This window comes from Polaromonas sp. (genome assembly GCF_010365105.1).
Classification (GTDB): Bacteria; Pseudomonadota; Gammaproteobacteria; order Burkholderiales; family Burkholderiaceae_C; genus Polaromonas.
The window spans coordinates 23,956-46,032 of sequence record NZ_JAAFGZ010000028.1; the positions used below are offsets into that span (position 1 = coordinate 23,956).

General features: G+C 62.1%; 21 protein-coding genes. 15 read left to right on the forward strand and 6 right to left on the reverse strand.

Translation table 11 applies throughout. From position 1 onward, the window contains the following. Position 1: 1 nt before the first annotated feature. From GZ092_RS16285 to GZ092_RS16305, 5 genes are read left to right on the forward strand one after another with little or no spacing between them, the layout of a single operon-like run. The gene (locus tag GZ092_RS16285) at positions 2-991 is read left to right on the forward strand and encodes an Lrp/AsnC family transcriptional regulator (RefSeq protein ID WP_293637947.1); all 990 of its coding nucleotides are present in this window, start codon (positions 2-4) and stop codon (positions 989-991) included. After that, entirely contained in the window at positions 978-1,493 is a 516-nt protein-coding gene (locus GZ092_RS16290) for an Lrp/AsnC family transcriptional regulator (protein ID WP_293637948.1), read from the forward strand. The genes GZ092_RS16285 and GZ092_RS16290 overlap by 14 nt, the downstream gene beginning before the upstream one ends. Beyond that, a complete protein-coding gene (locus GZ092_RS16295; RefSeq protein ID WP_293637949.1) occupies positions 1,490-1,972 on the forward strand; it encodes an AsnC family transcriptional regulator in 483 nt (160 codons plus the stop codon). The genes GZ092_RS16290 and GZ092_RS16295 overlap by 4 nt, the downstream gene beginning before the upstream one ends. A gap of 1 nt (position 1,973) precedes the next feature. Then, positions 1,974-3,179, forward strand: coding sequence for a heme d1 biosynthesis radical SAM protein NirJ (gene nirJ, locus GZ092_RS16300; protein ID WP_293637950.1), 1,206 nt, complete (start codon positions 1,974-1,976; stop codon positions 3,177-3,179). 2 nt (positions 3,180-3,181) lie between these two features. Then, positions 3,182-4,783 carry a nitrite reductase gene (locus tag GZ092_RS16305; RefSeq protein ID WP_293637951.1) on the forward strand — a complete coding sequence of 534 codons (1,602 nt, stop codon included), beginning with the start codon at positions 3,182-3,184 and terminating at the stop codon, positions 4,781-4,783. Positions 4,784-4,813: 30 nt separating this feature from the next. Here GZ092_RS16305 and GZ092_RS16310 read toward each other — a convergent pair whose 3' ends face one another. Next, positions 4,814-5,167, reverse strand: coding sequence for a Crp/Fnr family transcriptional regulator (locus GZ092_RS16310; protein WP_363254583.1), 354 nt, complete (start codon positions 5,165-5,167; stop codon positions 4,814-4,816). 356 nt (positions 5,168-5,523) lie between these two features. Here GZ092_RS16310 and hemB point away from each other — a divergent pair, with 356 nt between their 5' ends. After that, a complete protein-coding gene (hemB, locus tag GZ092_RS16315) occupies positions 5,524-6,540 on the forward strand; it encodes a porphobilinogen synthase (protein ID WP_293637952.1) in 1,017 nt (338 codons plus the stop codon). Positions 6,541-6,650: 110 nt separating this feature from the next. Continuing rightward, positions 6,651-7,766, forward strand: a complete 1,116-nt coding sequence (locus GZ092_RS16320; RefSeq protein ID WP_293637953.1) for a magnesium transporter CorA family protein — start codon at positions 6,651-6,653, stop codon at positions 7,764-7,766. A 37-nt stretch (positions 7,767-7,803) separates the two neighbouring features. Here the strand turns inward: GZ092_RS16320 and GZ092_RS16325 are convergent, their stop codons facing one another. Beyond that, positions 7,804-8,145, reverse strand: coding sequence for a hypothetical protein (locus GZ092_RS16325; RefSeq protein ID WP_293637954.1), 342 nt, complete (start codon positions 8,143-8,145; stop codon positions 7,804-7,806). A 29-nt stretch (positions 8,146-8,174) separates the two neighbouring features. Next, on the reverse strand, positions 8,175-8,825 hold the full coding sequence (locus GZ092_RS16330) for a response regulator (RefSeq protein ID WP_293637955.1): 651 nt from the start codon (positions 8,823-8,825) through the stop codon (positions 8,175-8,177). A gap of 237 nt (positions 8,826-9,062) precedes the next feature. Between GZ092_RS16330 and GZ092_RS16335 the strand changes: the two genes are divergently transcribed. The 4 genes from GZ092_RS16335 to GZ092_RS16350 all read left to right on the forward strand — a co-directional run bounded on the left by GZ092_RS16335 (position 9,063) and on the right by GZ092_RS16350 (position 13,450). Beyond that, entirely contained in the window at positions 9,063-10,721 is a 1,659-nt protein-coding gene (locus GZ092_RS16335) for an ATP-binding protein (RefSeq protein WP_293637956.1), read from the forward strand. A 79-nt stretch (positions 10,722-10,800) separates the two neighbouring features. After that, positions 10,801-12,561: an ATP-binding protein gene (locus GZ092_RS16340; protein ID WP_293637957.1), complete on the forward strand. Its 1,761-nt coding sequence runs from the start codon at positions 10,801-10,803 to the stop codon at positions 12,559-12,561. Then, positions 12,558-12,935 (forward strand): response regulator, encoded by a 378-nt coding sequence (locus GZ092_RS16345; RefSeq protein WP_293637958.1) that lies wholly within the window; start codon positions 12,558-12,560, stop codon positions 12,933-12,935. The genes GZ092_RS16340 and GZ092_RS16345 overlap by 4 nt, the downstream gene beginning before the upstream one ends. A gap of 104 nt (positions 12,936-13,039) precedes the next feature. Beyond that, complete coding sequence (locus GZ092_RS16350; RefSeq protein WP_293637959.1) at positions 13,040-13,450, forward strand: response regulator; 411 nt, start codon at positions 13,040-13,042, stop codon at positions 13,448-13,450. A gap of 77 nt (positions 13,451-13,527) precedes the next feature. Here GZ092_RS16350 and GZ092_RS16355 read toward each other — a convergent pair whose 3' ends face one another. From GZ092_RS16355 to GZ092_RS16365, 3 genes are all read right to left on the reverse strand, one after another. Further along, the gene (locus tag GZ092_RS16355) at positions 13,528-14,919 is read right to left on the reverse strand and encodes a HAMP domain-containing sensor histidine kinase (RefSeq protein WP_293637960.1); all 1,392 of its coding nucleotides are present in this window, start codon (positions 14,917-14,919) and stop codon (positions 13,528-13,530) included. Next, the gene (locus tag GZ092_RS16360; RefSeq protein ID WP_293637968.1) at positions 14,916-16,193 is read right to left on the reverse strand and encodes a hybrid sensor histidine kinase/response regulator; all 1,278 of its coding nucleotides are present in this window, start codon (positions 16,191-16,193) and stop codon (positions 14,916-14,918) included. Before GZ092_RS16360 ends, GZ092_RS16355 begins: the two co-directional genes overlap by 4 nt. A gap of 200 nt (positions 16,194-16,393) precedes the next feature. After that, the gene (locus GZ092_RS16365) at positions 16,394-17,203 is read right to left on the reverse strand and encodes a DNA-binding response regulator (protein ID WP_293637961.1); all 810 of its coding nucleotides are present in this window, start codon (positions 17,201-17,203) and stop codon (positions 16,394-16,396) included. Positions 17,204-17,879: 676 nt separating this feature from the next. Here GZ092_RS16365 and GZ092_RS16370 point away from each other — a divergent pair. The 4 genes from GZ092_RS16370 (at position 17,880) to GZ092_RS16385 (ending at position 21,891) form a co-directional block, all read left to right on the forward strand. Then, positions 17,880-18,353 carry a curli assembly protein CsgF gene (locus GZ092_RS16370; protein WP_293637962.1) on the forward strand — a complete coding sequence of 158 codons (474 nt, stop codon included), beginning with the start codon at positions 17,880-17,882 and terminating at the stop codon, positions 18,351-18,353. Between the two features lie 8 nt (positions 18,354-18,361). Beyond that, complete coding sequence (locus GZ092_RS16375; protein ID WP_293637963.1) at positions 18,362-19,273, forward strand: CsgG/HfaB family protein; 912 nt, start codon at positions 18,362-18,364, stop codon at positions 19,271-19,273. 106 nt (positions 19,274-19,379) lie between these two features. Further along, positions 19,380-20,840 carry a hypothetical protein gene (locus GZ092_RS16380; protein ID WP_293637965.1) on the forward strand — a complete coding sequence of 487 codons (1,461 nt, stop codon included), beginning with the start codon at positions 19,380-19,382 and terminating at the stop codon, positions 20,838-20,840. A gap of 64 nt (positions 20,841-20,904) precedes the next feature. Continuing rightward, positions 20,905-21,891 carry a hypothetical protein gene (locus GZ092_RS16385; RefSeq protein ID WP_293637966.1) on the forward strand — a complete coding sequence of 329 codons (987 nt, stop codon included), beginning with the start codon at positions 20,905-20,907 and terminating at the stop codon, positions 21,889-21,891. Positions 21,892-22,077: the final 186 nt, after the last annotated feature.

Below are 22,077 nucleotides of genomic sequence, written 5' to 3' on the forward strand. Positions count from 1 at the left end.
CATGGGCACACTTCCCTTTCGCCTGCTGAACGACTGGCAGCGCGACTTCCCGCTGGTGGCCACGCCCTTCGCATTGCTGGCCGATGCGTGCGGCTGCAGCGAAGGCGACGTGCTTGACGGCTATGCCGCGCTGCAGTCAGAAGGCGCCATCAGCCGGATCGGCGGCGTCTGGGGCGCCGGCGCAGGCGGCGCGGCCCTGCTGTGCGCTTTTGCGGTAGCGCCGGCGCAGCTTGAAGCCGTGGCCGCGCTGGTGTCGGCGCACCCGGGCGTCAACCACAACTACGAACGCGAAAACCATCACAACCTGTGGTTCGTCATCACCGGATGCAACATCACGGCGGTGCGAGCCGGCATCGACCAGCTTGAAGCGCAAACCGGTCTGCCCGCGCTGCGCCTGCCGATGCGCCGCGCCTATCGCATCGACCTCGGCTTCGACCTGCGCAAGGAACTTGCCCACGGCGGCACCGTGCAGTGCGCTGCCGTGCCAGTGGCCAAGGCCGACGCGGCCCTGGCCGGACTGGTGGAAGGCGGCCTGCCGCTGCTGCCCCGGCCTTTCGAGGCCTGGGCGCAGGCACTTGGCCAGCCGCTGGAAGAAGTGCTGGCTACCCTGCAGCACTGGTTGCAGGGCGGCACGCTGCGACGCTTTGGCGTGGTGGTCCGCCACCACGAGGCCGGTTTCTTGCACAACGCCATGACGGTCTTCGATGTGCCCGATGCGCAGGTGGACGGCTATGGCGCGGCGCTGGCCGCGCAGCACGGCATCACCCTGGCCTACCGCCGCGAACGTGCGCCGGGCTGGCGCTACAACCTGTACTGCATGGTGCATGGCCGCAACCGCGACGCCGTGCAGGCGGCGCTGGCCACGGCCATCGCCGGCAGCGGCCTGCAAGACCACCCGCACACCGTGCTGTTCAGCCGGCGCCGCTTCAAGCAGGCCGGGGCGCGCTACTTCAGGCAACTTCCCGCCGGAGCCGAGCATGCCCCGGCCTGAGTCCGGCCGCCGCCTGGAATCGGCCGACCTGCGGCTGATCGACCACCTGCATGGCGGCCTGCCGCTGAGCGACCGCCCGTTTGCCGATGCAGGCGTGGCGCTGGGCATGCCCGAGGACGAGGTGATTGATCGACTGCAGCGCCTGCTCAAGGAAGGCGTGCTGACGCGCTTTGGCCCGCTCTACCATATCGAGCGCGCCGGCGGGCGTTTCGTGCTGGCCGCGCTGGAGGTGCCCGAAGCGCGTTTCAGCGAGGTTGCGGCGATTGTCAACGCCATGCCCGAAGTGGCGCACAACTACCGGCGCGAGCATGACTTCAACATGTGGTTCGTGACCGCCACCGATTCACCCGCAGCCGCCAGCGCGGCCCTGGCGCGCATCGAGGCGCAGACCGGCCTGCAGGTGCATGCCTTTCCGAAAGAGCGCGAGTTCTTTGTCGAGCTGCGCCTGCCGATGCAGCCTGACGATGAAGCCCGACCTGACCATGACCGGAGCGCGCCATGACGCTCGATGAACTCGACCGCCGCCTGATCGCCGCCACCCAGGGCGGCCTGCCGCTGGTCCCGCAGCCCTACGAAGCCGTGGGCGCCCTGCTGGGCATCAGCGGAACGATGGTGCGCGAGCGCCTGGCGCAGATGCTGGAAAGCGGCCTGATCCGCCGCATTGGCGCCGTGCCCAACCATTACCGGCTGGGCTGGACCGCCAACGGCATGACGGTCTGGGATATCGACGACGCACGGGTGGATCAGCTCGGCGAGCAGGTCGGCGCCCTGCCCGGCGTCAGCCACTGCTACCGCCGCCCGCGCGAGCTGCCGCGCTGGCCCTACAACCTGTTTGCGATGCTGCATGGCCGCTCGCGCGAAGAAGTCGAGCGCCAGCGGGTGCAGGTGCGCGCACTGCTGGGCGACGCCTGCCGTACCGACGACATCCTGTATTCAAGCGCGATCCTCAAAAAGACCGGCTTAAGACTGAAAGACCACTGACATGTTCCGTATTTCCCACTTCATGCGCCTGATTGCCGATGCCGAGCGTAGCGGCGCCATGCCCGGGGCCAAACCGGCCCGGCAACCCGGCCCGGTCGTCATCTGGAACCTGATCCGCCGCTGCAACCTGACCTGCAAGCACTGCTATGCGCTGTCGGCCGACCATGATTACGCCGGCGAACTGAGCACGGACGAGGTGTTCACCGTCATGGACGACCTGAAGGCCTACCGCGTGCCGGTGCTGATCCTCTCGGGCGGCGAGCCGCTGCTGCGGCCCGACCTGTTCGAGATTGCGGCGCGCGCCAAGGCGCAGCGCTTTTATGTCGGCCTGTCCACCAACGGCACACTGATCGACGAGGCCATGGCCGAACGCGTCGATGCAGCCGGTTTCAACTACGTCGGCATCAGCCTGGACGGCCTGGCCGAAACGCATGACCGCTTTCGCCGCATGACGGGCGCGTTCGACAAGAGCCTGGCCGCCGTGCGCCTGCTGGGCGCGCGCGGCGTGAAGGTCGGGCTGCGCTTCACCATGACGGCGCTCAATGCCCACGACCTGGTGCCGCTGCTCGGCCTGATGCGTGCCGAAGGCGCCAACAAGTTCTATTTCTCGCACCTGAACTATGCCGGTCGCGGCAACATCCACCGTGCCCGTGACGCGCAATTCCAGGCCACCCGCGATGCGCTCGACCTGCTGTTTGAAACCGCCTGGGCCGCAGCCCGCGATGGCCTCGATGAGGAATATGTCACCGGCAATAACGACGCCGACGGACCGTACCTGCTGCAATGGGTCCAGCAGCGTTTTCCGCAATGGCACGATGCGCTGCGCGAACACCTGGTGGCGTGGGGCGGCAACTCCAGCGGCGTGAACGTCGCCAATATTGACAACCTGGGCAACGTCCACCCCGACACCATGTGGTGGCACCACACGCTGGGCAATGTCCGCGAGCGGCCGTTCTCCGACATCTGGTCCGACACCAGCGAGCCGCTGATGGCCGGCCTGAAGGCACGCCCCCGGCCGGTCAAGGGGCGCTGCGCAGCCTGCATCCACCTGCCCATCTGCGGCGGCAATACCCGCGTGCGCGCGCAGCAGGTCACCGGCAGCGCCTGGGCCGAAGACCCGGGCTGCTACCTGGACGATGCCGAGATCGGCGTCACGACAGTCGGCGAACGCGTTGCCGTCACCCCCTTCGCGCACCGCGCCCACTGACCATGCACGCACGGATCACCCTTTTGTCGCCGGCATGGCGTGCATCCCGCGCGGCGCTGGTACTCGGTCTCTTGACGCTGGGCGCCGGCCTGGCGCTGGCGCAGGAAATCAACCCGGCCGCGCTTTATGGCGAGCATTGCGTTGCCTGCCACGGCGCGCAGCGCATTGGCGGCATGGGTCCGGCGCTGTTGCCCGAAAGCCTGGAGCGCCTGCGCAAGCCCGAGGCGCAAAAAGTCATCGCACAGGGCCGGGTGGCCACGCAGATGCCGGGCTTTGGCGACAAGCTCCCGCCCGAGGCCATCGCAGCGCTGGCGCAGTGGATCTATACACCGGTCAGCCCGGCGCCGGCGTGGAGCGAAGCCGATAGCAAGGCATCACGCACCGAAACCCCCGGCACCCGCGACCTGCCAGCCAAACCGGCCTGGCGCGCCGACCCGATGAACCTGTTTGTCGTGGTGGAGGGCGGCGACCACCATGTGTCGCTGGTCGATGGCGACCGCTTCGAGCCCATCCACCGCTTCACCTCGCGCTTTGCCCTGCATGGCGGCCCGAAGTTCACGCCCGACGGGCGCTTTGTGTTTTTTGGCTCGCGCGACGGCTGGATCACCAAATACGACCTGTGGAACCTGACCGTGGTGGCCGAGGTGCGCGCCGGCCTGAACATGCGCAACGTGGCGGTCTCGGGCGACGGCCGCTGGGTCATGGCCGCAAATTTCCTGCCGCACACGGTGGTGTTGTTCGATGCCGACCTGAACCTCAGGCGCACCTACCCTGCGAGCACACTGGACGGCAAGAGCAGTTCGCGCGTTTCGGCGGTCTATGACGCCGCGCCGCGCCAGAGCTTTGTCGTGGCGCTCAAGGACATTGCCGAACTCTGGGAAATCTCCTACGACCCCCAGGCCAAGCCAATCTTCGATGGCCTGGTGCATGACTACAAAATGGGCGAGGCCATTGCAACGCCCGGTTTTCTGGGCGTGCGTCGCACCCCGCTGGAAGAGCCGCTGGATGACTTTTTCTTCGACCAGAGCTACCGCCACGCCATCGGCACGCCCCGGCCCCGCGAGGGCCGTGTGCCGGAGGCGCAGGTCGTCAACCTCGATGTGCGGCGGCGCATCGCCAGTTTCCCGCTGCCCGGCATGCCGCACCTGGGCTCGGGCATCACCTTTGCCTGGAACGGCACGACGGTGCTGGCCTCGCCCAACCTGAAGGACGGTGCCGTGACCGTGGTCGACATGAAGACCTGGCAGGTGGTCAAGACCATTGCCACGCCCGGACCCGGCTTCTTCATGCGCAGCCACGAAAACTCGCCCTACGCCTGGGTGGACTCCATGATGAGCCCGCAGGCCAGGGACACGCTGACCATCATCGACAAGCGCACGCTCGAGCCGGTGGCCCAGGTGCGCGAGCCAGGCCATACGCTGTCGCACATCGAGTTCACGCGTGACGGACGCTATGCACTGGCCAGCCTGATGGAAAACGAGGGAGCCCTCATCGTCTATGACGCCTTGACATTGAAGGAAGTCAAGCGCCTGCCCATGAGCAAGCCCATCGGCAAGTACAACGTCTGGAACAAGATCAGCCGCTCCGAAGGCACCTCGCACTGAGCGACGCTGGAGCTGATCGCGGCGCGGCCTTCAGCGCACGCCGTAATGCTTCAGGCGCGCCGCGTCGATGATGTGGATTTCACGCCTGTCGATGCTGATCAGCTGATGCGCTTCCAGCTCGTGCAGCACCCTGGAAAAATACTCCGGCGTGAGCGACACGCGCGAGGCCAGGGTCGCCTTGCTGACAGGCAGCGACACGGTGAACACCTCTCCGGTATCACAGCCCTGGACTTCATTTTCGCGCAGCAGGCTGCCGATGACGCGCTGCAGGCCGCTGTGCAGCGCATCGGCCCCGATGTCCTTGACCAGCCCATGCATGCGCCGCGAAATACCGGCCAGCATGCGCAGGGAAAACCGCGGATCACCGCATGCAATTCCTCGCACGGTTCACCATAGCGAAAAATGGTGTCGCCCCGGGCCAGGCGACGCACCACGCAGCCTTGCGAGTGCGTCACGGCGAAATCAATGGTCAAAAAAAATCCCGGCGACCTGATGGCCTGCCGGGATTGAAACGCCTCTTTGCTGTCACACGCAAAGGCCCCGCTCAGGGAGGAAAAGCGGGATGCAATTGCCATCGCTGGTAACCACACATTTTCATTCTATTCCCCGAAGCTGCAAATCGCCATGCAGCGCTGAGACGAACGGCCGTAAGGGCTTGTAAAGACTGGCACATTCATGGTGCACAAGGGAACCAAGCAAAACATTCGGGTCCGGACACAAAGCTTTGGCACAATTTGCCCATGACCTTTCACGCTTCAAACTTCGCTTCTTTCCCGATGGGTCGCCCCCGTCGCCTGCGCCGTGACAGCTTCACGCGCAACCTGGTGCGTGAAAACGCCCTCACGCCGCATGACCTGATCTACCCGGTGTTCGTGCTTGCCGGCCAGCACCGGCGCGAGCCGGTGGGCTCCATGCCCGGCGTCGAGCGCCTCAGCCTGGATCTGCTGCTGCCGGTGGCCGAGGAATGCGTGAAGCTGGGTATTCCGGTGATGGCGCTGTTCCCCGTGATCGACGCGTCGCTCAAATCCGAAAACGGCGACGAAGCCACCAACCCCGAAGGCCTGGTGCCGCATGTGGTGCGCGAACTCAAGCGGCGCTTCCCCGAACTCGGCATCATGACCGACGTGGCGCTGGATCCGTTCACCACCCACGGCCAGGACGGCCTGCCCGACGCCAACGGCTACATCATGAACGACGAGACGCTCGAAGTGCTGGTGCAGCAGGCGCTGACGCAGGCCGAAGCCGGCGTGGACATCGTCGCGCCCAGCGACATGATGGACGGCCGCATCGGCGCCATCCGCGCCGCGCTGGAAAGCCAGGACCTGGTCCACACGCGCATCATGGCCTACAGCGCCAAGTACGCCAGCGCCTTTTACGGCCCTTTCCGCGATGCGGTCGGCTCGTCCGGCAACCTGGGCAAGGCCGACAAGAAGGTCTACCAGATGGACCCGGGCAACTCCAACGAAGCGCTGCGCGAAGTCGCCATGGACATTGCCGAGGGCGCCGACATGGTGATGGTCAAGCCCGGCATGCCCTACCTGGACGTGGTGCGCCGCGTCAAGGACGAATTCCAGGTGCCAACCTTCGCCTACCAGGTCAGTGGCGAATACGCCATGCTCAAGGCCGCCGCGCTGAACGGCTGGCTCGATGGCGACGCGGTCATGATGGAAAGCCTGCTGGCCTTCAAGCGCGCCGGCGCCGATGGCGTGCTGACCTACTTCGCCATCGACGCGGCCCGCAAGCTGCGCCAGGGCTGAAGCAGGTTCACCGGACTCACCGCCCTACACTATCAAAAAAATAGCTGCCTGTGCCCGTCCACCCTGCGCAGGCAGCCAATTTGATGCTTAACCCAGAGACTTGAGCCTTCATGCGCGTGTTCACCATCCTCTCCGGCCAGCACGGCGTCACCGAAAGCGATGCCCTGCCGACCGAACTGCCGGCGCAGGGCTTTGTCTGGATTGCCTGTGCCCGGCGCGAGTTCGAGGTGATGCTCGCGCCCATCCAGGCGACGCTGCAGCAGTTGTGCGGCACCCAGCTGGTTGATCTGCACGTCTCCGACCTGCTGAACAACCAGCTGCCATCGCACTACGACTACACCTCGCAGTACGACATGCTGGTGTTTCGGCGGCTGGCAGCCGGCCTGACGGAAACCGACCTGAGCCAGCCCGGCGAGCCGCTGCACCAGCCCACCAAGCGCAGCGGGCCGCCGGTGCTCAAGCGCATCGACACCAGCCCGGTGGGCTTTGCCGTGTTCGACCGGGTGCTGCTGACGGTGCATCCGGCCAGCTGCACGGTGCGCGACGCGTATGCACTCAAGCTGCTCAATGCCACCTCGCCCGAAGCACGCGCCAACGGCGTCAGGCTGCCGGCCAGCCCGGCCGACCTGATGCTGCGCGTCGTCAACCAGATGGTCGATGGCTACCTGGCACTGCGCCGCGAACTGACGCGCCAGATGGACCACTGGCAATCCGAGCTGCTCAAGCCCGGCACACGCTTTACCAACTGGAACTCGGTGCTCGATGCCCGGCTGGCGCTGCATCTGCTCGACGAGATTTGTGAAGACCAGCGCGCCGCCCTGCAGGACTGGATCGATTCGATTGAAACCTGGCCCGATGCCGACACGCCGGCGGGCAAGCGCGAGCGCGAACTGCTCAAGGTGCGTTCGCGCGACGTGCTGGAGCATATCGAGCGCGTCGTCCACCATGTGCGGCGCATGGAGCAAAGCGCCGAAACGGCGGTGCAGATGCATTTTTCGGCGCAGAGCAACCGCACCAACGACATCATGCGCACCCTCACGGCGCTGACGGCGGTGTTTTTGCCGCTCAACCTGATCACCGGATTTTTCGGCATGAACTTCGAGTTTTTGCCCGCCATCCACAGCTCGGCCGGTTTCTGGTGGACGTTCGGCCTGATGCTGCTGCTGGTCGTGGTCGTCGTGTCGGTGTTCTGGCGCAAGCAGTATCTGGCCCGCACCAGCCGCTGAAACGGCTGGTACACAGGCTCCGGCCGGCCCGCACCGTTTACTTTTTCGCCGGCGCGTTGGCGACGATGGCGTGCAGTTCGGCCTCGACCCATTCCAGCCGATGAAGCAGGCGGGAATACCCCTGCGGCTTGTCCAGCGCATGCGCCGCTTCGGACTGAGTGATCACCTCGATGGTGTTGTACGCAGCCACGGCATAGCACGATCCCTTGATCTTGTGCAGCAGGTCGAGCTGATGGCTCAGATTGTTTTGGGCCAGGGCGGCAGCAAAATCCGTGCGCCACTGGGGCAACTGCCGAAGAAATTCAGCACCCACCAGCTGCAAGTACTTCAGGTGGCCCGAGGACTGCTCAAATTTCAACAAGTCGATTTCGGCTTTCATGAACTTGCCCGGCAGGCGGGGCTCATGCCTTATTGCGCATCAGGGCACGCTATGCGTTGGCGAAAAAAAATTTGGACATGCGCATCGACAAAGCCCCGCAGCCGCTGCAGCTCGATCGGCTTGCGCAAAAACAGAACCTGCGGCGACAGTCCGCCGCGCCGCTCAATCTCCTGATCGCTCATGCTCGAGATGACCACCAGCGCGATGGAATGGTATTCGGGCCGCCCAGCCACCAGCCGCAGCAGCCTGAAGCCATCAAATGGCTGCATGTTCAGGTCGGTGATCAGGATCTGGGGGCGGTTGCGCTCCAGCATCAACACAGCCTCCAGGCCATCGGCGGCCAGCACGAGGTTCACACCGGGGTAGCCGTCTTCAAAGAGGCTGGCAACGAGCGCTGCCGTCACGGCATCGTCCTCGACCACCATCGCCGTCAGCGCATGCGGCCGACCATCTGCCAACAGCGGACTGGCTTCAGCGTCAGGCCCTTGCACCAGTCTCAGCAATGCATGGGGGCCGATTTTCCGATTCGCTGCATCGACTGCGGCACGTGTCAGCCGGCGGTGGCCGCCTTCGGTTTTGACCGCTGCAATTTTGCCGGAATCCACCAGCTTTTGCAGCGAGGTTCTGGACAATCCCAGAATTCTTGACGCCTCGCCAATGCCTACAAAGTCTTCACTCACTTTAGAGCAACTTTCTTGAAAACAAACAACACCAACTGTATCCACCGGCCAGTTGTCCCTGTATTTGCCAAAAAGAAGAAAGTGCAAAACATCTCAAAATCACAAAACCTCTAAATATTAGTTAAATTATGTAAGTAATTCTTTTATTCAACATACAATAAAACGAATTTTGCGAATTCTACATTGACAAATATTTAATTCACAAAAGCCTTTCTTAAAAAATTTCCAACTCGCGTCATGAAGCTGTTGTTCAAGTTGTTTTTTCCAAAGCCTTCAGCTCCTGCGGCCGCACCCGCCACAGACCGCGATGGCCCGGCCGGCTACCTGCGGGATGTGCTCGATGTGCTGCCAGGCGTGACCGTGGTGGCCAATGCCAATGGCGATATTGTGCATGCCAGCCAAGCCGCCACCCGACTGCTTGGATGGCCTGTCAACTCCCTGCTGGGCAGCCCCCTTGCCCGGTTATTCCCGTCCGGCGAACAGCAGAAACTTTCCACGCTTTTGAGCCTGCAGGGCAACGTCACAGCCCCGGATCCGGCGACGCAGGAAATTGCCCTGTGGGTTCTCAACAAAAATCTGCAAGTCAAAAAGGCCAAGGCATTGGCGGGTCACATTGCCTGGCAGGGTGAGCGACTCACCTGCCTGTCACTGCGCCTGGCCTTGATTGAAGACCTGGAACTGCGTCTGGCCCAGGAGCAGACGCTTGAGTTCAAGCAGGCCAATGACAACAAAAGCCGTTTCCTGGCCGACATGAGCCACGAAATCAGGACGCCCCTGAACAGCGTGTTGGGCATGATCGACCTGCTGGCTTCCTCAACCCTTGATACCGAGCAGCGCATCTACCTGTCCATCCTGAAAAAAAGCTCGCGCGCCCTGCGTGCACTGATAGACGATGTACTGGACTTTTCAAAAATCGAGGCGGGCATGGTGGAAACCGAATCCGTGCCTTTCGACCTGCGTGAGACCTTGGACGCCGTGGTGCAGGCCTTTGCGCCGGTGGCCAACGCCAAGGGCGTTGCCCTGGAGATTGAGGAAACCTTGGCGCATGGTTGCTATGTCGGCGATCCGCATCGCCTGTCGCAAGTGCTCAACAACCTGGTGAGCAATGCGCTCAAGTTCACCCGGCACGGCAGCGTCAAAATTGCGGCGACTTCCCGCATGCTGCTCACAGACCAGGACCTGTGCCGCCTGACGATTTCAGTGACAGACACCGGCATGGGCATTGCCCCCGAACAGCAGGCGCGGCTTTTCGACTCGTTTCATCAGGCCAGCGCATCGGTCAGCCGCCACCATGGCGGATCGGGTCTGGGCCTGTTCATCAGCAAAAAACTGGTCGAGCTGATGGGCGGCGAAATCTCCATGGCCAGCCAGTCCGGCAAGGGCTCGGTCTTTGAATTCTGGGTCGATCTGCAGCCCAGCCACTCAATGGTGGACGCAGTGGATACAGTCCCTCCAGCCCGATTGGAGCCCCTGGCAGGCTCCCGCATTCTGGTGGTGGAAGACGACCTGACCAACCAGATCCTGCTGAAGGTCTGGCTGGAACAGGCCGGTGCGACGGTGGTTTGCCGCGCCAATGGCCAGAAAGCGCTCGATGAGTTGTCAATGCAAAGCCATTTTGACGCCGTGTTCATGGACGTTTCCATGCCGGTGATGGACGGATTGACAGCCACCCGACACATTCGCCAGCCCCGGGCGCAGGACACGCAGGAGCGCCAGCACTACCTGGCCACCCTTCCTGTCATCGGCATCAGCGGCCATGCCTTCAGCGAGGACGTGGCCCGCTGTCTGGAGGCCGGCATGACCGACAGCCTGACCAAGCCACTGTCCCGGGTGGCGACGCTGCAAAAGCTGATATCGGCGCTTGAAACCCGCCAAGCGCACAACACCGCATCCTGAAATAGACAGTTTCCACACCGTCTGCCGAAATTTCCTCCGGATCTGTTCCCGACATTGACCCCTAGCCGAGACGCCACACATGCCTTCATTGCTTCTTGAACTCCCTGCCAACGCCGCCAGTGGCAACCGGAAACCTGCATCAGGCTGGCGCCGGATCCGTGCCGCCGGGATCACGCGCCTGGCCTGGATCACTTGCGGCCTGAGCATTTTCGCGGTGACGGCAGGTGCACTCATGGCACGCCAGGCCGATTTGTCACAGGTGACCGACTCGATGGACAACACCATCACCCTGAATGCCAAGGGTTATGCCAAATTCGTGGCACTCACTATCTCCTTGGTTGACCAGGAACTCGCCGATTTGCGCGAGAACCATGTCAAGGGCCTGAAGCTGCCCGCCCAACCGAATATCAATCTCAGTATGAAAGTGCTTAACGGCCTTCTGCTGCAAGTGGCCGTGGCCGATGCCGACGGCCTGGTCGTGGACAGTTCGCTGGGCGTCCCCAAGACGGCTGTCAGCATTGCCGACCGGCCGCATTTCCTGGCTGTGAAGAACAATCCGCAAGACCAGCTGTACATCAGCCAGCCGGTGATAGGCCGGCTGTCGGGAAAGCCTTCGCTGCAACTGGTGCGGCCCATCCTGACGCCTGAAGGCCGGTTCAATGGCGCAATCATCGGCAGCATTGACCCGGAACTGCTCAAAACCTATTTCACCGACCTGAAGGCATTTGAGAACCAGGGCACACTGACCATCGTAGGGGCGGAAGACGGAATCGCCCGGTTCCGGCTGGACAGCCAAGGTTTCAGCGCAGGCCAAAATTTCCGCACTTCGCTGCATTGGAAGGAGATCGCCACCCTGTCGTCAGGGCTTTATACACAAAACAGCCTGATTGACGGGGTCTATCGCCGCATTGCCTACCACCGGGTCGATGGCTACCCGCTGGTGGTGGGGGTGGCCACGGGAATCCAGGAGCAGCTGCGCAATTTTGACATGCGCTGGCGGCTGATCTGGAGTCTGACGCTGGTGCTGGTGCTGGTGCTGGGCATGGTCGCCGCCACCATCGCCCGGCTGGCGACGGAGCAAAAACGCTCTTACGACCTGATGCAGCAAAGCCGCGCCAAGGACCGGGAAAGCAACATCATCAAGTCCAACTTCCTGGCCTCGGTGTCGCACGAACTGCGCACGCCGCTCAATTCCATCCTGGGCTTTTCCGAGCTGATCCGCGACACCGGCACCGAACCCAAGATCAGCCAGTACGCCGGCCTGATCCACAAAAGCGGCACGCATCTGCATGCGCTGGTCAACACCATCCTGGACCTGGCCAAGATCGAGTCGGGCAAGATGAGCTTGATGCCGGAAAGCATTGACCTGCCGCATCTGCTCGAAACCCTGGTGTCCATCCACAAGGTCAATGCCGACCAGAAGCAGCTCGACCTGTCACTGTCGGTGGATTACGCCGTGCCGGGCACCGTCGAGTCGGACCGCACCAAGCTGGTCCAAGTGTTGAACAACGTGATTCACAACGCCATCAAGTTCACCCGATCGGGCGCCATCTTCGTGGTGCTGAAATCCGCAGGTGACGCCGGCGTGCTGGTCTCGGTCATGGACACCGGCATCGGCATCAAGGCCAGCGACATTCCCCACGTTTTCGAGCGCTTCAGCACCATTGAAGCCCCCATGGATGACAGCAGCAACAATGGCAGCGGCCTGGGCCTGGCCCTGTGCCGGGAACTGCTGGGCCTGATGGGCGGCACGATCAGCCTGGTGTCAGAGTTCGGCCAGGGCACCACCGTCGAAATTTTTATTCCTTACCAAATCCCTGCAAAAAGGAAAACCGCATGAGGCAGCTTCACCCCGAGGTCTGGGTTGTTGACGATGAAGAGATCAACCGTATCCTGGCGCGCGCCTACCTGGAGCGGCTGGGCTGGGAAGTCCGGGAATTTGCCAACAGCGACGACGTGCTGCGCTGCCTGAAACAGGCACGCCCGCTCGCCATGCTGCTGGACGTTCGGATGCCGGGACTGCCGGGCGATGAACTGGTGCGCCAGATCCGGTCACTGTTTCCTCAAGACGCCATCCGGATCGTGGGCTACACCGCGCATTGCATGGAAGACGCGCTGCTGCCCGTCATGGCCGCCGGTTTTGACCAGGTTCTGATCAAGCCGGTGTCCTTCCAGCAGATGGCCAACGCCCTGCCGCTGAAGGCGCTGTCCTGAATGCAGACAGGGGCATCCGCAAGTTTTTCACCCTGCAGGCGGCACCGGGCCACTGGCGCCCGTTGCGTTGCCAGCCTCACAGCGGCTGTCAAGCAAGGCAGGGTATGGTTTTCAATTTTTTCAATATTTTTCCCGTTACAAAAATGAAAAAGCTATTGATTGTCGATGACGACACGATGACACGCCGGCTGTTGCTGGAAGCCTTCAAGTACGACTACCTGGTACGCGAGGCCGCCGATGGCATCACGGCCCTGAAGATAGTGCTGCAGGAGCAGCCGGACGTGCTGATTCTAGATGGCAGGCTGCCCCGGCTCGACGGCCTGGCGGTACTGGCCGCCATCAAATCCGACCCGCAAATGAAGCATATTCTTGTGGTGATGATGACCGGTCGTGGCCAGTTTTCTGATCTTGAAAGGGGTGTGACACTGGGCGCTGACGCCTACTTCATCAAACCTGTCAGTCCCAACACCCTGAAAACATGGATCTTGGAAAATATGCCTCAGGATGAGGGCTAAACCACCCCGCTCTGAGGAACGTCGTCCACGCCTGCGGTGCCAGGCGGGACCTGCCCCTGGTGAAACGGGAAATGGCATCAAGCGCTGAAAGTGCTGACACCGACAGGGGCCACAGATGTCGCTCCAGGGTCGATGAACACCGGGCGTTCAACCCGCTCTGCGTCAGCCAGCAGGGCTGACAGCCCCTGCAGATTTCCATGCTCCGCCAGTTCAGCCACGACGCAGGCAAAGCGGCTCCAGGCGGCAGTTCTGGCTTCCGGGCCATGAGCCCAGTCCATCAGGTCCGAGATAGCGCCTATGCTGACCAGGCCCGCGAGATGTGCCAACGTTTTGGCGTCTGGAGAAACTGTCGTTGCTGACATACTTTCCATGTCCAGTTTGGCGACGGGTTCCTGCGGCTCGCAATGAGCGTCCGGCCCGACTGCGGGATATTTTGCCGGAACCGTGAACTTCAGGGTCGTGCCCTGGCCTGCTTCGCTGGCAGCAGCCAGTTCACCGTCCATCAGCCGGGCCCAGTGAAGCGCCATGACCAGACCCGCTGCATGGCCGTCGTCGGTGTGGCTGAAGCGGGCAAAGGGCTCGAAAATCTTTTGCAGGTCGCTCGAACCCATGCCCTGGCCCGTGTCCTGGACCGTGAATACCAGCGCCAGCGCCCCATCCGAACGTCGAAGGAGTTCGATTTTGAAAGTTATCCGTCCGTTTCGTGTGAATTTCGCCGAGTTGTGAAACAGTTCGAGCAACACCTGCCGCACCCGTGAACGGTCAATGTGAATCCCCGGCGCAAGCGGAGTTTCCAAGCTGAAGTCCAGGCAGTTGCCGTTGATTTTTGCCATGGCCTCGGCCTCGGCCGCCAACCCTTTTAGCCAAGCACCGAGACTTGTCGCGCCAGGGGTCAGTTCGTGCGCCTGCGTGCCTTCCAGGGAATACGCGAGCAGTGCCTCGGCGAGGCCGTGCAGCCGGTTTGCGCTGCGCAAAATGATGTTTTCATGCGCCCCAACGCCTGCGGCAGCGCGAACCATGGCCCTGGCATCCGCGCGGATTTCATCTGCCTGCTCTTGCAACTGGCTGTTGATGCAACCCAGCAGGTCGACCCGGTCGCGGTGAGCTTCGTAAGCAGAAAGCCAGGCGGTTTGCAGCGCATCGGCACGAAGTTCGAGCAGCGCCTCCAGTTGCCCGACCTCTTGCCGGGCCTGCACCAGCAAGTCGGCTTGCTTTCTTGCGAAAGCTGGCACCCGAAAGAACAGGCGAGAAATTCGCCGGTAGAGAAAAGGCAGCGTGCAACAAAAAACAGCCATCATGACCAAAAGAAGGGTAGGCCACCCACCGAACGGCGCCGGTTCAATAAGCCACAGCAGTTTGCCCTGCGCGCCCACCGATTCCCTGCCCGGTTCCCCGGCATGCGCGGCAAGGCAGTTGAGCCAGACCAGGCCAAAACCGGCCGGAGCATGTGTCTTGTCTGTGGGGGTCATGCCTTGGCGCCCACTGTGGGCCTGGGGACCCTGTCCAGCAAGCGGGCCAGTGTGCGCTGCAGCAAGGCCATGCTCAAGGGCTTGACCAGAACCGCTGAAAAGCCATGCCCATCGCCCGGCACCAGTTCCGGCGCGGAGGTCATCAGCACCACGGGGACATCGGGCCACGTGGCACGGGCACAGGCCAGCACGGCCCAGCCATCAACACCTGGCATTTTCAGGTCGGTCAGGATGAGATCGGGCACCTGCTCGGCAGGCTGCGCCATCCGGCTTACTGCATCCTGGCCGCAAGGCAGGCAAAGCAAGGTAAAACCCTGGAATTCAAGGCGATTGCCCAGCAGGCTCCGAATTGCCGCGCTGTCGTCCACGATCCATAGTAAACGTCCCGCCCCCTGCAGGGGCTGGTCTGCATCCTCGCCGCTTGTCAGGTGCGCCACCGGCATGGCCTGCTCGCTGGACGGCTTGAGAGGAACGATGACGCGCACCGTCGTGCCTTGGCCTGGCGCGGTCAAGACCTCAATGTGTCCGTCCATGCGCAAAACCCACTGGTAGGTGACCACCAACCCCAGCCCATGTCCCGGGTTCGCAGGATTCGGGACGGCTGCCAGCCGCTGCCACGGATCGAACAGTGTGTCGGCCTGATCCTGCGGCATGCCCGGCCCGGTGTCCCGCACGGTGAAGACGACAGGCAGCAGCCGGTCACCGGATGCGTTTGTGGACGGCAAAAGGTCCGCCAACAATTCAATCTGGCCACCCGAGGTGAACCTGGCGGCGTTCGCCAGCAGATGCGCCAGCACTTGCCGCAGTCGCCTGGCATCAACCACCACGACATCCGGCAATGCTGTGGCCACCCGGCAATCGAAACGGTTGCCGTTCTTCTTCGCTGCGGTCGCGGCGCGTGCCGCGACATTTGCCAAGAAAGCATGCAGGTAAACCGGTTGTGGCTTGAGCGGCTCGGTCAGGACGCTGCCGCGTGCACAGTCCATGAACCCGTCGATCAGTGCCAGCATTTTTCTGGCGCTGCGCTCAACGCCTGACGCCGGCGTGAAACACCGGCCCTCGCGGTGCGCGACCAGATCGGCATAGCCCATGATCGCCGTCAAGGGCGCGCGCAAGTCGTGGCCCATTCGTGTCAGCAACTCAAGCCGGGCGCGCGTCGCCTCTGCGGCAGCGATGGTGGCCTGGAGCAGCGCCTGGTTGCGCAATTCCAGCTCTTTTTCCAAGTGCAACTGCCGGGCCTGCGTGGCCTGCAGCAGGGCATGCTGTGCGGTCATTCCCACAGGGGCTCGCGCCTTCAGCGGGCGCGCCACACCGAAATGCAGCACCAGCCGCCTGCGCTGAAACAATGATCTTGCACACAGCAAAAGCGCAGCAGCAGCCATCCGGAAAATGGAAAGCAGCTTATTCAAGTTTTGCCCGGTCGACGGCTCTCCTGGGACTGCATGGCGACAATGCAGGCGCCGGAACCTGCATCTCATGAGGCTACCGGTACATCCAGCCATGCCTTGGCAAAAGGGTCGGACGGCGCTTGGCGGTACTGGCGCGGGGAAAGCCCGAATCGCTCCTTGAACGCAGTCGCAAAATTAGCCGGGTTTTCATAGCCCAGGTCACTGGCGACCACCTGAATGGACAGGGTGGTCTCGCGCAACAGTTTCCTGGCCTGTTCCATGCGGACTTCTCGCAGATAGTCAAACACCGTCGCGCCCACGCACTGGTGAAAGGCCTCATTGAGGCGCCGGGCGTTGGTGCCCACGGCGCGCGCCAGGCTCTTCAGGTCGGGTGGCTGCGCCAGGTCTTCATGCAAGATCCGCAGTGCGGCGCGAAACACCATGGCGTCGAGATTCGACACCTGTCCGGCAACGGCAGGCGCTTGGGGCTGCGGCGCTTCAGGCTGCCGCCAAGCCTGCAGATGGATGCTGACGCGCAGTCGCACCTCGTCAAAATCAAACGGCTTGGTGATGTAGTCCACCGCCCCCGCCAGCAGGCCCAGCACCCTTTCATCGGGCCGGGCGGCGGAAGTCAGAAATATCAGCGGGATCGCCGCAGTGAGCGGATCAGCCTTGAGCAGCCGGCAGGCGGCAATCCCGTCGCAGGCCGGCATGTGGACATCCATCAGGATCAGGTCGGGCAGCACGATGCGGGCTTTTTCCACCCCGTCCAGCCCGTCGACGGCCGCGTACAGGCGATAGCCCTGGCCTCGCAGGTAGTCGGTCTGCAGCCGCCGGTCGTCTGCGTTGTCATCCACCACCATGATCCGTCGACCCTGGACATCAGAAGCATTCATAAGCAATTTTTACTTAAAAGTCAGTTATCTTGATTTGACGGAATCCATGACGACGCAACGGTCATGCCAGCCCAACCGACAAGCTGGACATTGGCCATGCCGTGGCGGCAGTGCCCGAAATGCCCGGCAACTTTTTGCTATTTAATTCATAGCAGTTTGAATTGACACAACATGCGCAAACGGCTTATTTGATACTAAAAAACACTACCTGCCTGAAGCCCAAGCGTTTCCTGTGCAGTCGCCTGCTCTCATCGCCTGGTGAAGTGGCTCGCACAGTCAGTCAGCACGGAAACACCAAAGTCATCCTATTAAGAAAGTATTACAAGCCCGACAGCAAACTTATCCTTTGTGCAAGACATGCCGGCCGTCGCCCAAGGCGTCGGTCCGCCAAGGCAATTAGCTGGGTGGACACCAGAATTTTTCCTCGAATGGTGGGGTCGACGTCAGAAGCCACGACGTTAAGGTTCCATTCCCTATATTGCCAACGTTCCATGGTCCAAGACGCGGCACCAGGCACAACCGCACCCGTTCAGGTGTCGAACTGTACACAAAATTCCTTACGCCAAAGGAATCCGTCCGTCAAACAAAACTTCACCTCAATTCAGGTGAAAGAATCATCGAAATTGAAATGTTGCATTCGGTTTGCCTCTAACTCAACCCACGGATCCGTATCACCATGCCACATCAGTCGATTGCGCGACACCTTCACCCCAAGCCCCATGGCCGGTGCCTGTTTTTCATGGCCCTGACAGCGTGCGTGTTGCTTTCGGCTGGCACGGCGCAGGCCCAGGCGCTGAAATACACGCCCACCAACCCGCACTTCGGCGGCAGCCCGTTCAACGGCGCTGACCTGATGGCGTCGGCCACCGCGCAAAAAGACCTTAAAGCCTTGTCGAATGTGACCGGGCAGAGCGCCATCAGCGCCTTCACCAGCAACCTGGACGCGCGCATCAGCGCCGGCCTGTCGCAATACATCAGCAACCAGCTGTTCTCGGCGTCGGGCCAAGCCGACAAGGCCGGCACCGTGAGCCTGGGCAGTCTGAAGATCGACTACCAGCGCGAAGGCACCACCGTGATCGTGGGCATGACCGACACAAAAACCGGTGAGACCAAAACCGTCACCTATCCCCTCAACACCTTCGTACCGTGATAAACGCCATGAAGCTCGCACCCCATTGGGCATCGGCCGCTTGCTGGTCAACGGGCCGCACAGCGGTTCAGCGCCTTGCGCTGGCCGCACTGGTTTCATCTGGCCTGGCGGGCTGTGCGGGTCAGCCGTTGCTGGTCACGCCGCCCACCCTGGCGGTCACCCCGATCAGCCAGGACCTGGAATCACTGCCGCCGCCGCGCAGCGAGTTCGTGGTGGCGGTTTATGGTTTCAAGGACCTGACCGGCCAGCGCAAGCCCAGCGACACCATCGCCGACCTGTCCACCGCCGTCACCCAGGGCGGCGGCGCCCTGCTGGTCGATGCCTTGATGCGCGTGGCCAAGGGCAAATGGTTTCGCGTCGCCGAACGCGAAGGCTTGCCCAACCTGCTGCAAGAACGCCAGCTGATTCGCGCCACCCGCGCCGAGTACAAGGACGAAACGCCCATGGCGCCGCTGCTGTTTGCCGGCGCCATGCTTGAAGGCGGCATCATCAGCTACGACGCCAACACCAGCACCTCGGGCTTTGGCGCGCGCTTCCTGGGCATCGGCGGCAATGCCGATGCGCGCATTGACGAGGTGACGGTTAACCTGCGCCTGGTGTCGGTGCAGACCGGGCAGGTAATGCGCAGCGTGACGATTCGCAAGTCGGTCGCCTCGACCCGGCTGCAGGGCAATGTGTACCGCTACACCAGCGAGAACCGCATTCTGGAGCTCGAAGGCGGCGTCAGCCAGAACGAGCCGATGCAGTTCGCCGTGCGCCAGGCGATCCAGAAGGCGGTGTATGCGCTGGTCATGGAAGGCGCCGAAACCGGGCTGTGGGAGTTTGCCGATCCGGTTCAGGGCCACATGCTGCTCCAGGAATACAAAGTGTCGATGCTGGCGACTCAGGCGGCGCCCAGGCCCGGCGTGAGTACCAAGTAATTTAACGCCCGTTGGATTTGAATCTTTTAGAGGGTGGCCTGACGCGGCACTAAAAACACACGCTGTCGTTCAGGTCTTTATGTGTTTTTTAACTGAAGGGTATGTCATGAGCAAGATTCAATTTCGCAGGTCAGCCATCGTTTTGGCTGTCTCTATGGCCGCAGCGGGTGGGGCGTTTGCTGCTGCAGGCAATACGTTGGAGGGTCCGGCAATTACGTCCGGAGCGGCAACCGTCAATATCAACCAGGTGGGCATCGGCAACGTGGTGAGCTCAAATGGTGAAGTTGGTGGTGGGGCGGTTGTTGTCGATACCGGAACTGGAGCACTCAATTTGACGATTCAGCAGGTCGGTGTAGCAGCAACATCTGGTGCCAACACACTTGCTCTGGCTGCCTACACAGCCAATGCCGCGACCAAAATTCGCGTCTTCCAGGGTGGTGACGTCACAGGTCCTGGCGGCACTACTGGTAATGGTGTGTCGGGGTCAATCGATATCGGGGTTGATGGTGTTAGCACGGGGAACACCGCGACTATTACGCTTGGCTCCAGCGGCACCAAGTCTGATGCCTCAGAAATTCTCGTTTCCCAACAAGGCAATGCCAACGTTGCGGCCTTGACTTTGGGCTCTGCCGAATTTCAAGGCGTGATGCAAGTCGTTCAAAAAGGCAGCTCAAACACTGCCAATGTGACCGTCAGCGGTCAAACAACATCCAAAACCTTCAACATTGGACAGAGTGGTGATGCCAACACCTTGCGGCTGACCGCTGTTGATATGGGCGGCGATGTCACGGCCAACTTCGGTGGTATTGATTTCGGTGCCTTGACGACGACGTCTAACCCAACTGCAACTGACACCGTCGGTGGTAACAACGCAGCAACTTACGCCCGCACCACGGCCAACGGTGTTGCCGGGTCCACCCTTGCCGGTATCAATTTGGGCAGCACCGCTGGCTTCAATCTGATGGCTATCGGTAACACTAACAAAGTTCAAGTAGATCTTGCTACCGCAGATATAAACAGCAAAGTCAGCGTGCAACTGCTGGGGGAGGGTAGCAACACATTGGCACTTTACGGTGCAGGTGGTCTGATCAACATGGGTGGCACAAACGGGGTTACCGTTGAAGGAGGTGGCTTGACGCTCGCGGCTTATGCAGACACCGGATCGACGGTCGCTGTGAATGACGTGACCTTTAACGGCAATGGCTACTTCAGCGCAACGGGCGGCTCCTCCATCAGCGTCACAGGCGGCACGGTCACTGCGGGTGGCATGTCCATCCTCCAGACGGGTGGCGCCCATCAGGCAACCATCACAGGCACGGGCGGTTCTGGCACGTGGGCCATCACCCAATCGGACGCTGGCATCAAAACAGCGACACTGGTCAACACCGGATCGCTTGCCAACTGGACTGTGGCCCAATCGGGCGCTGGTGCAATGACACTCGAGATGACCAACGCCACACCATCGGGCGTTATCAACGTCAGCCAGTCGGGCGCCACCAGTAACTCAGCCACCGGCATCAGCTTCGCCGCTGCCTCTGGTTCAACCTTCACGCTGGCCCAGAAGTAATCTCCCCGCCTAAACCCGGGGCAGGTGTCTTGTGCGCCTGATCCGGGTTGTCTGCCTTTGCGTCATGAAACCCACCCCCTCTTCCCAAGTTGTTGTCCTTGCCGCCTTGGCCCTGGTGGCCGTGGCATCGAGCGCGCACGCGCAGTCGGTGCTGTCGGGGCCTGTGGTGAATGTGGGCGGCACGGCAACGATTGATATTGAGCAGACGGGGCCAGCCCGGCTCGGAACGCTCGCCAACCCGGTCTCGCTGTCGGGAACGGGCACCGAAAACCTCTCGCTGACTGTGGTGCAGGTCGGTTCCTATGGTGCAAGCCACGGTGCCTCCGAAATCAATGCCAGCGTGGTGGGTTCCGCCGCGAGCAGCACCGTCATCCTGAAGCAGGAAACGGCCGCGCAGGCAGCGGTCAGCGATGTCTGGGCAAAAATCGCCCTGGGCACGACCACAGCGGGCACCACGCAGAACATCACACTCAAACAGCAAGGCGATGGCGGCCGCGCCACCTTGCTGATCGACAGCGGCAGCCGTGCCACAGTCCACTGGACGCAGTCGGTAGCCGATGTCGGTACCCTGCAATCGACGGATGGCAGCGACTTGAGCGCTTACCTCGTGCAGAACGGCACGGCAGGAAGTGGCAGTTTATTGAACATCACCAACAGCGGTGCCAGCAACGCCTACGGCACCGTTGGCACCCCGATGACCCTGGGGGCCTTGAGCACGCTAACCATCACGAATACGGGAACCCACAACAGCTATGCCGTGAATGCGGCAGCAGGCAGCACGGTGGGCATCACCAACACCGGCAACGCCAACACCTACAACATCGCCACCCAGCAGGCCGGCGATGCGCTGGCGCTGGGCATCAACGGCAGCAACAACACCTTTACTTTCAATTTCGACGCTTACAAGCAGGTCGATTGGACCGTGGGCGCCGCTGCGCCGGTGAACAGCGGCAATTTCCAGGTGGGCTCGGCCAGTGAAAGCTGGTATGTTTACGACACGACCAGCAACAACATCGCGGCGGCGGCCAACGCCACCGTCACCAAGCGCTAAAGCGCCATTTTTGCCATGCACCTGCGTTTGTACAGGCTTGCAAGCCCCACACTATTGACAAGCGCCAAGCGGTTCAATCGCCCGTGCCCCGCCGGAATGCTGGCGGGCCTGCTGCTGGCTGCGCTTTGCCTGCCGGCGGCAGCGCTGGGCACCACCGGCAAGCTGATGGCGGCACTGCCCGCGGCG

Bases quoted from the DNA above. Each gene is read 5' to 3' on its own strand.
- GZ092_RS16325 (WP_293637954.1), bottom strand. From the start codon at position 8,145: ATGAAAGCCGAAATCGACTTGTTGAAATTTGAGCAGTCCTCGGGCCAC.
- GZ092_RS16350 (WP_293637959.1), top strand. From the start codon at position 13,040: ATGGTTTTCAATTTTTTCAATATTTTTCCCGTTACAAAAATGAAAAAG.
- GZ092_RS16345 (WP_293637958.1), top strand. From the start codon at position 12,558: ATGAGGCAGCTTCACCCCGAGGTCTGGGTTGTTGACGATGAAGAGATC.
- GZ092_RS16285 (WP_293637947.1), top strand. From the start codon at position 2: ATGGGCACACTTCCCTTTCGCCTGCTGAACGACTGGCAGCGCGACTTC.
- GZ092_RS16295 (WP_293637949.1), top strand. From the start codon at position 1,490: ATGACGCTCGATGAACTCGACCGCCGCCTGATCGCCGCCACCCAGGGC.
- GZ092_RS16385 (WP_293637966.1), top strand. From the start codon at position 20,905: ATGAAACCCACCCCCTCTTCCCAAGTTGTTGTCCTTGCCGCCTTGGCC.
- GZ092_RS16375 (WP_293637963.1), top strand. From the start codon at position 18,362: ATGAAGCTCGCACCCCATTGGGCATCGGCCGCTTGCTGGTCAACGGGC.
- GZ092_RS16340 (WP_293637957.1), top strand. From the start codon at position 10,801: ATGCCTTCATTGCTTCTTGAACTCCCTGCCAACGCCGCCAGTGGCAAC.
- GZ092_RS16360 (WP_293637968.1), bottom strand. From the start codon at position 16,193: ATGACCGCACAGCATGCCCTGCTGCAGGCCACGCAGGCCCGGCAGTTG.
- GZ092_RS16290 (WP_293637948.1), top strand. From the start codon at position 978: ATGCCCCGGCCTGAGTCCGGCCGCCGCCTGGAATCGGCCGACCTGCGG.
- nirJ (WP_293637950.1), top strand. From the start codon at position 1,974: ATGTTCCGTATTTCCCACTTCATGCGCCTGATTGCCGATGCCGAGCGT.
- GZ092_RS16335 (WP_293637956.1), top strand. From the start codon at position 9,063: ATGAAGCTGTTGTTCAAGTTGTTTTTTCCAAAGCCTTCAGCTCCTGCG.
- GZ092_RS16355 (WP_293637960.1), bottom strand. From the start codon at position 14,919: ATGACCCCCACAGACAAGACACATGCTCCGGCCGGTTTTGGCCTGGTC.
- GZ092_RS16380 (WP_293637965.1), top strand. From the start codon at position 19,380: ATGAGCAAGATTCAATTTCGCAGGTCAGCCATCGTTTTGGCTGTCTCT.
- GZ092_RS16370 (WP_293637962.1), top strand. From the start codon at position 17,880: ATGCCACATCAGTCGATTGCGCGACACCTTCACCCCAAGCCCCATGGC.
- GZ092_RS16365 (WP_293637961.1), bottom strand. From the start codon at position 17,203: ATGAATGCTTCTGATGTCCAGGGTCGACGGATCATGGTGGTGGATGAC.
- GZ092_RS16320 (WP_293637953.1), top strand. From the start codon at position 6,651: ATGCGCGTGTTCACCATCCTCTCCGGCCAGCACGGCGTCACCGAAAGC.
- hemB (WP_293637952.1), top strand. From the start codon at position 5,524: ATGACCTTTCACGCTTCAAACTTCGCTTCTTTCCCGATGGGTCGCCCC.
- GZ092_RS16305 (WP_293637951.1), top strand. From the start codon at position 3,182: ATGCACGCACGGATCACCCTTTTGTCGCCGGCATGGCGTGCATCCCGC.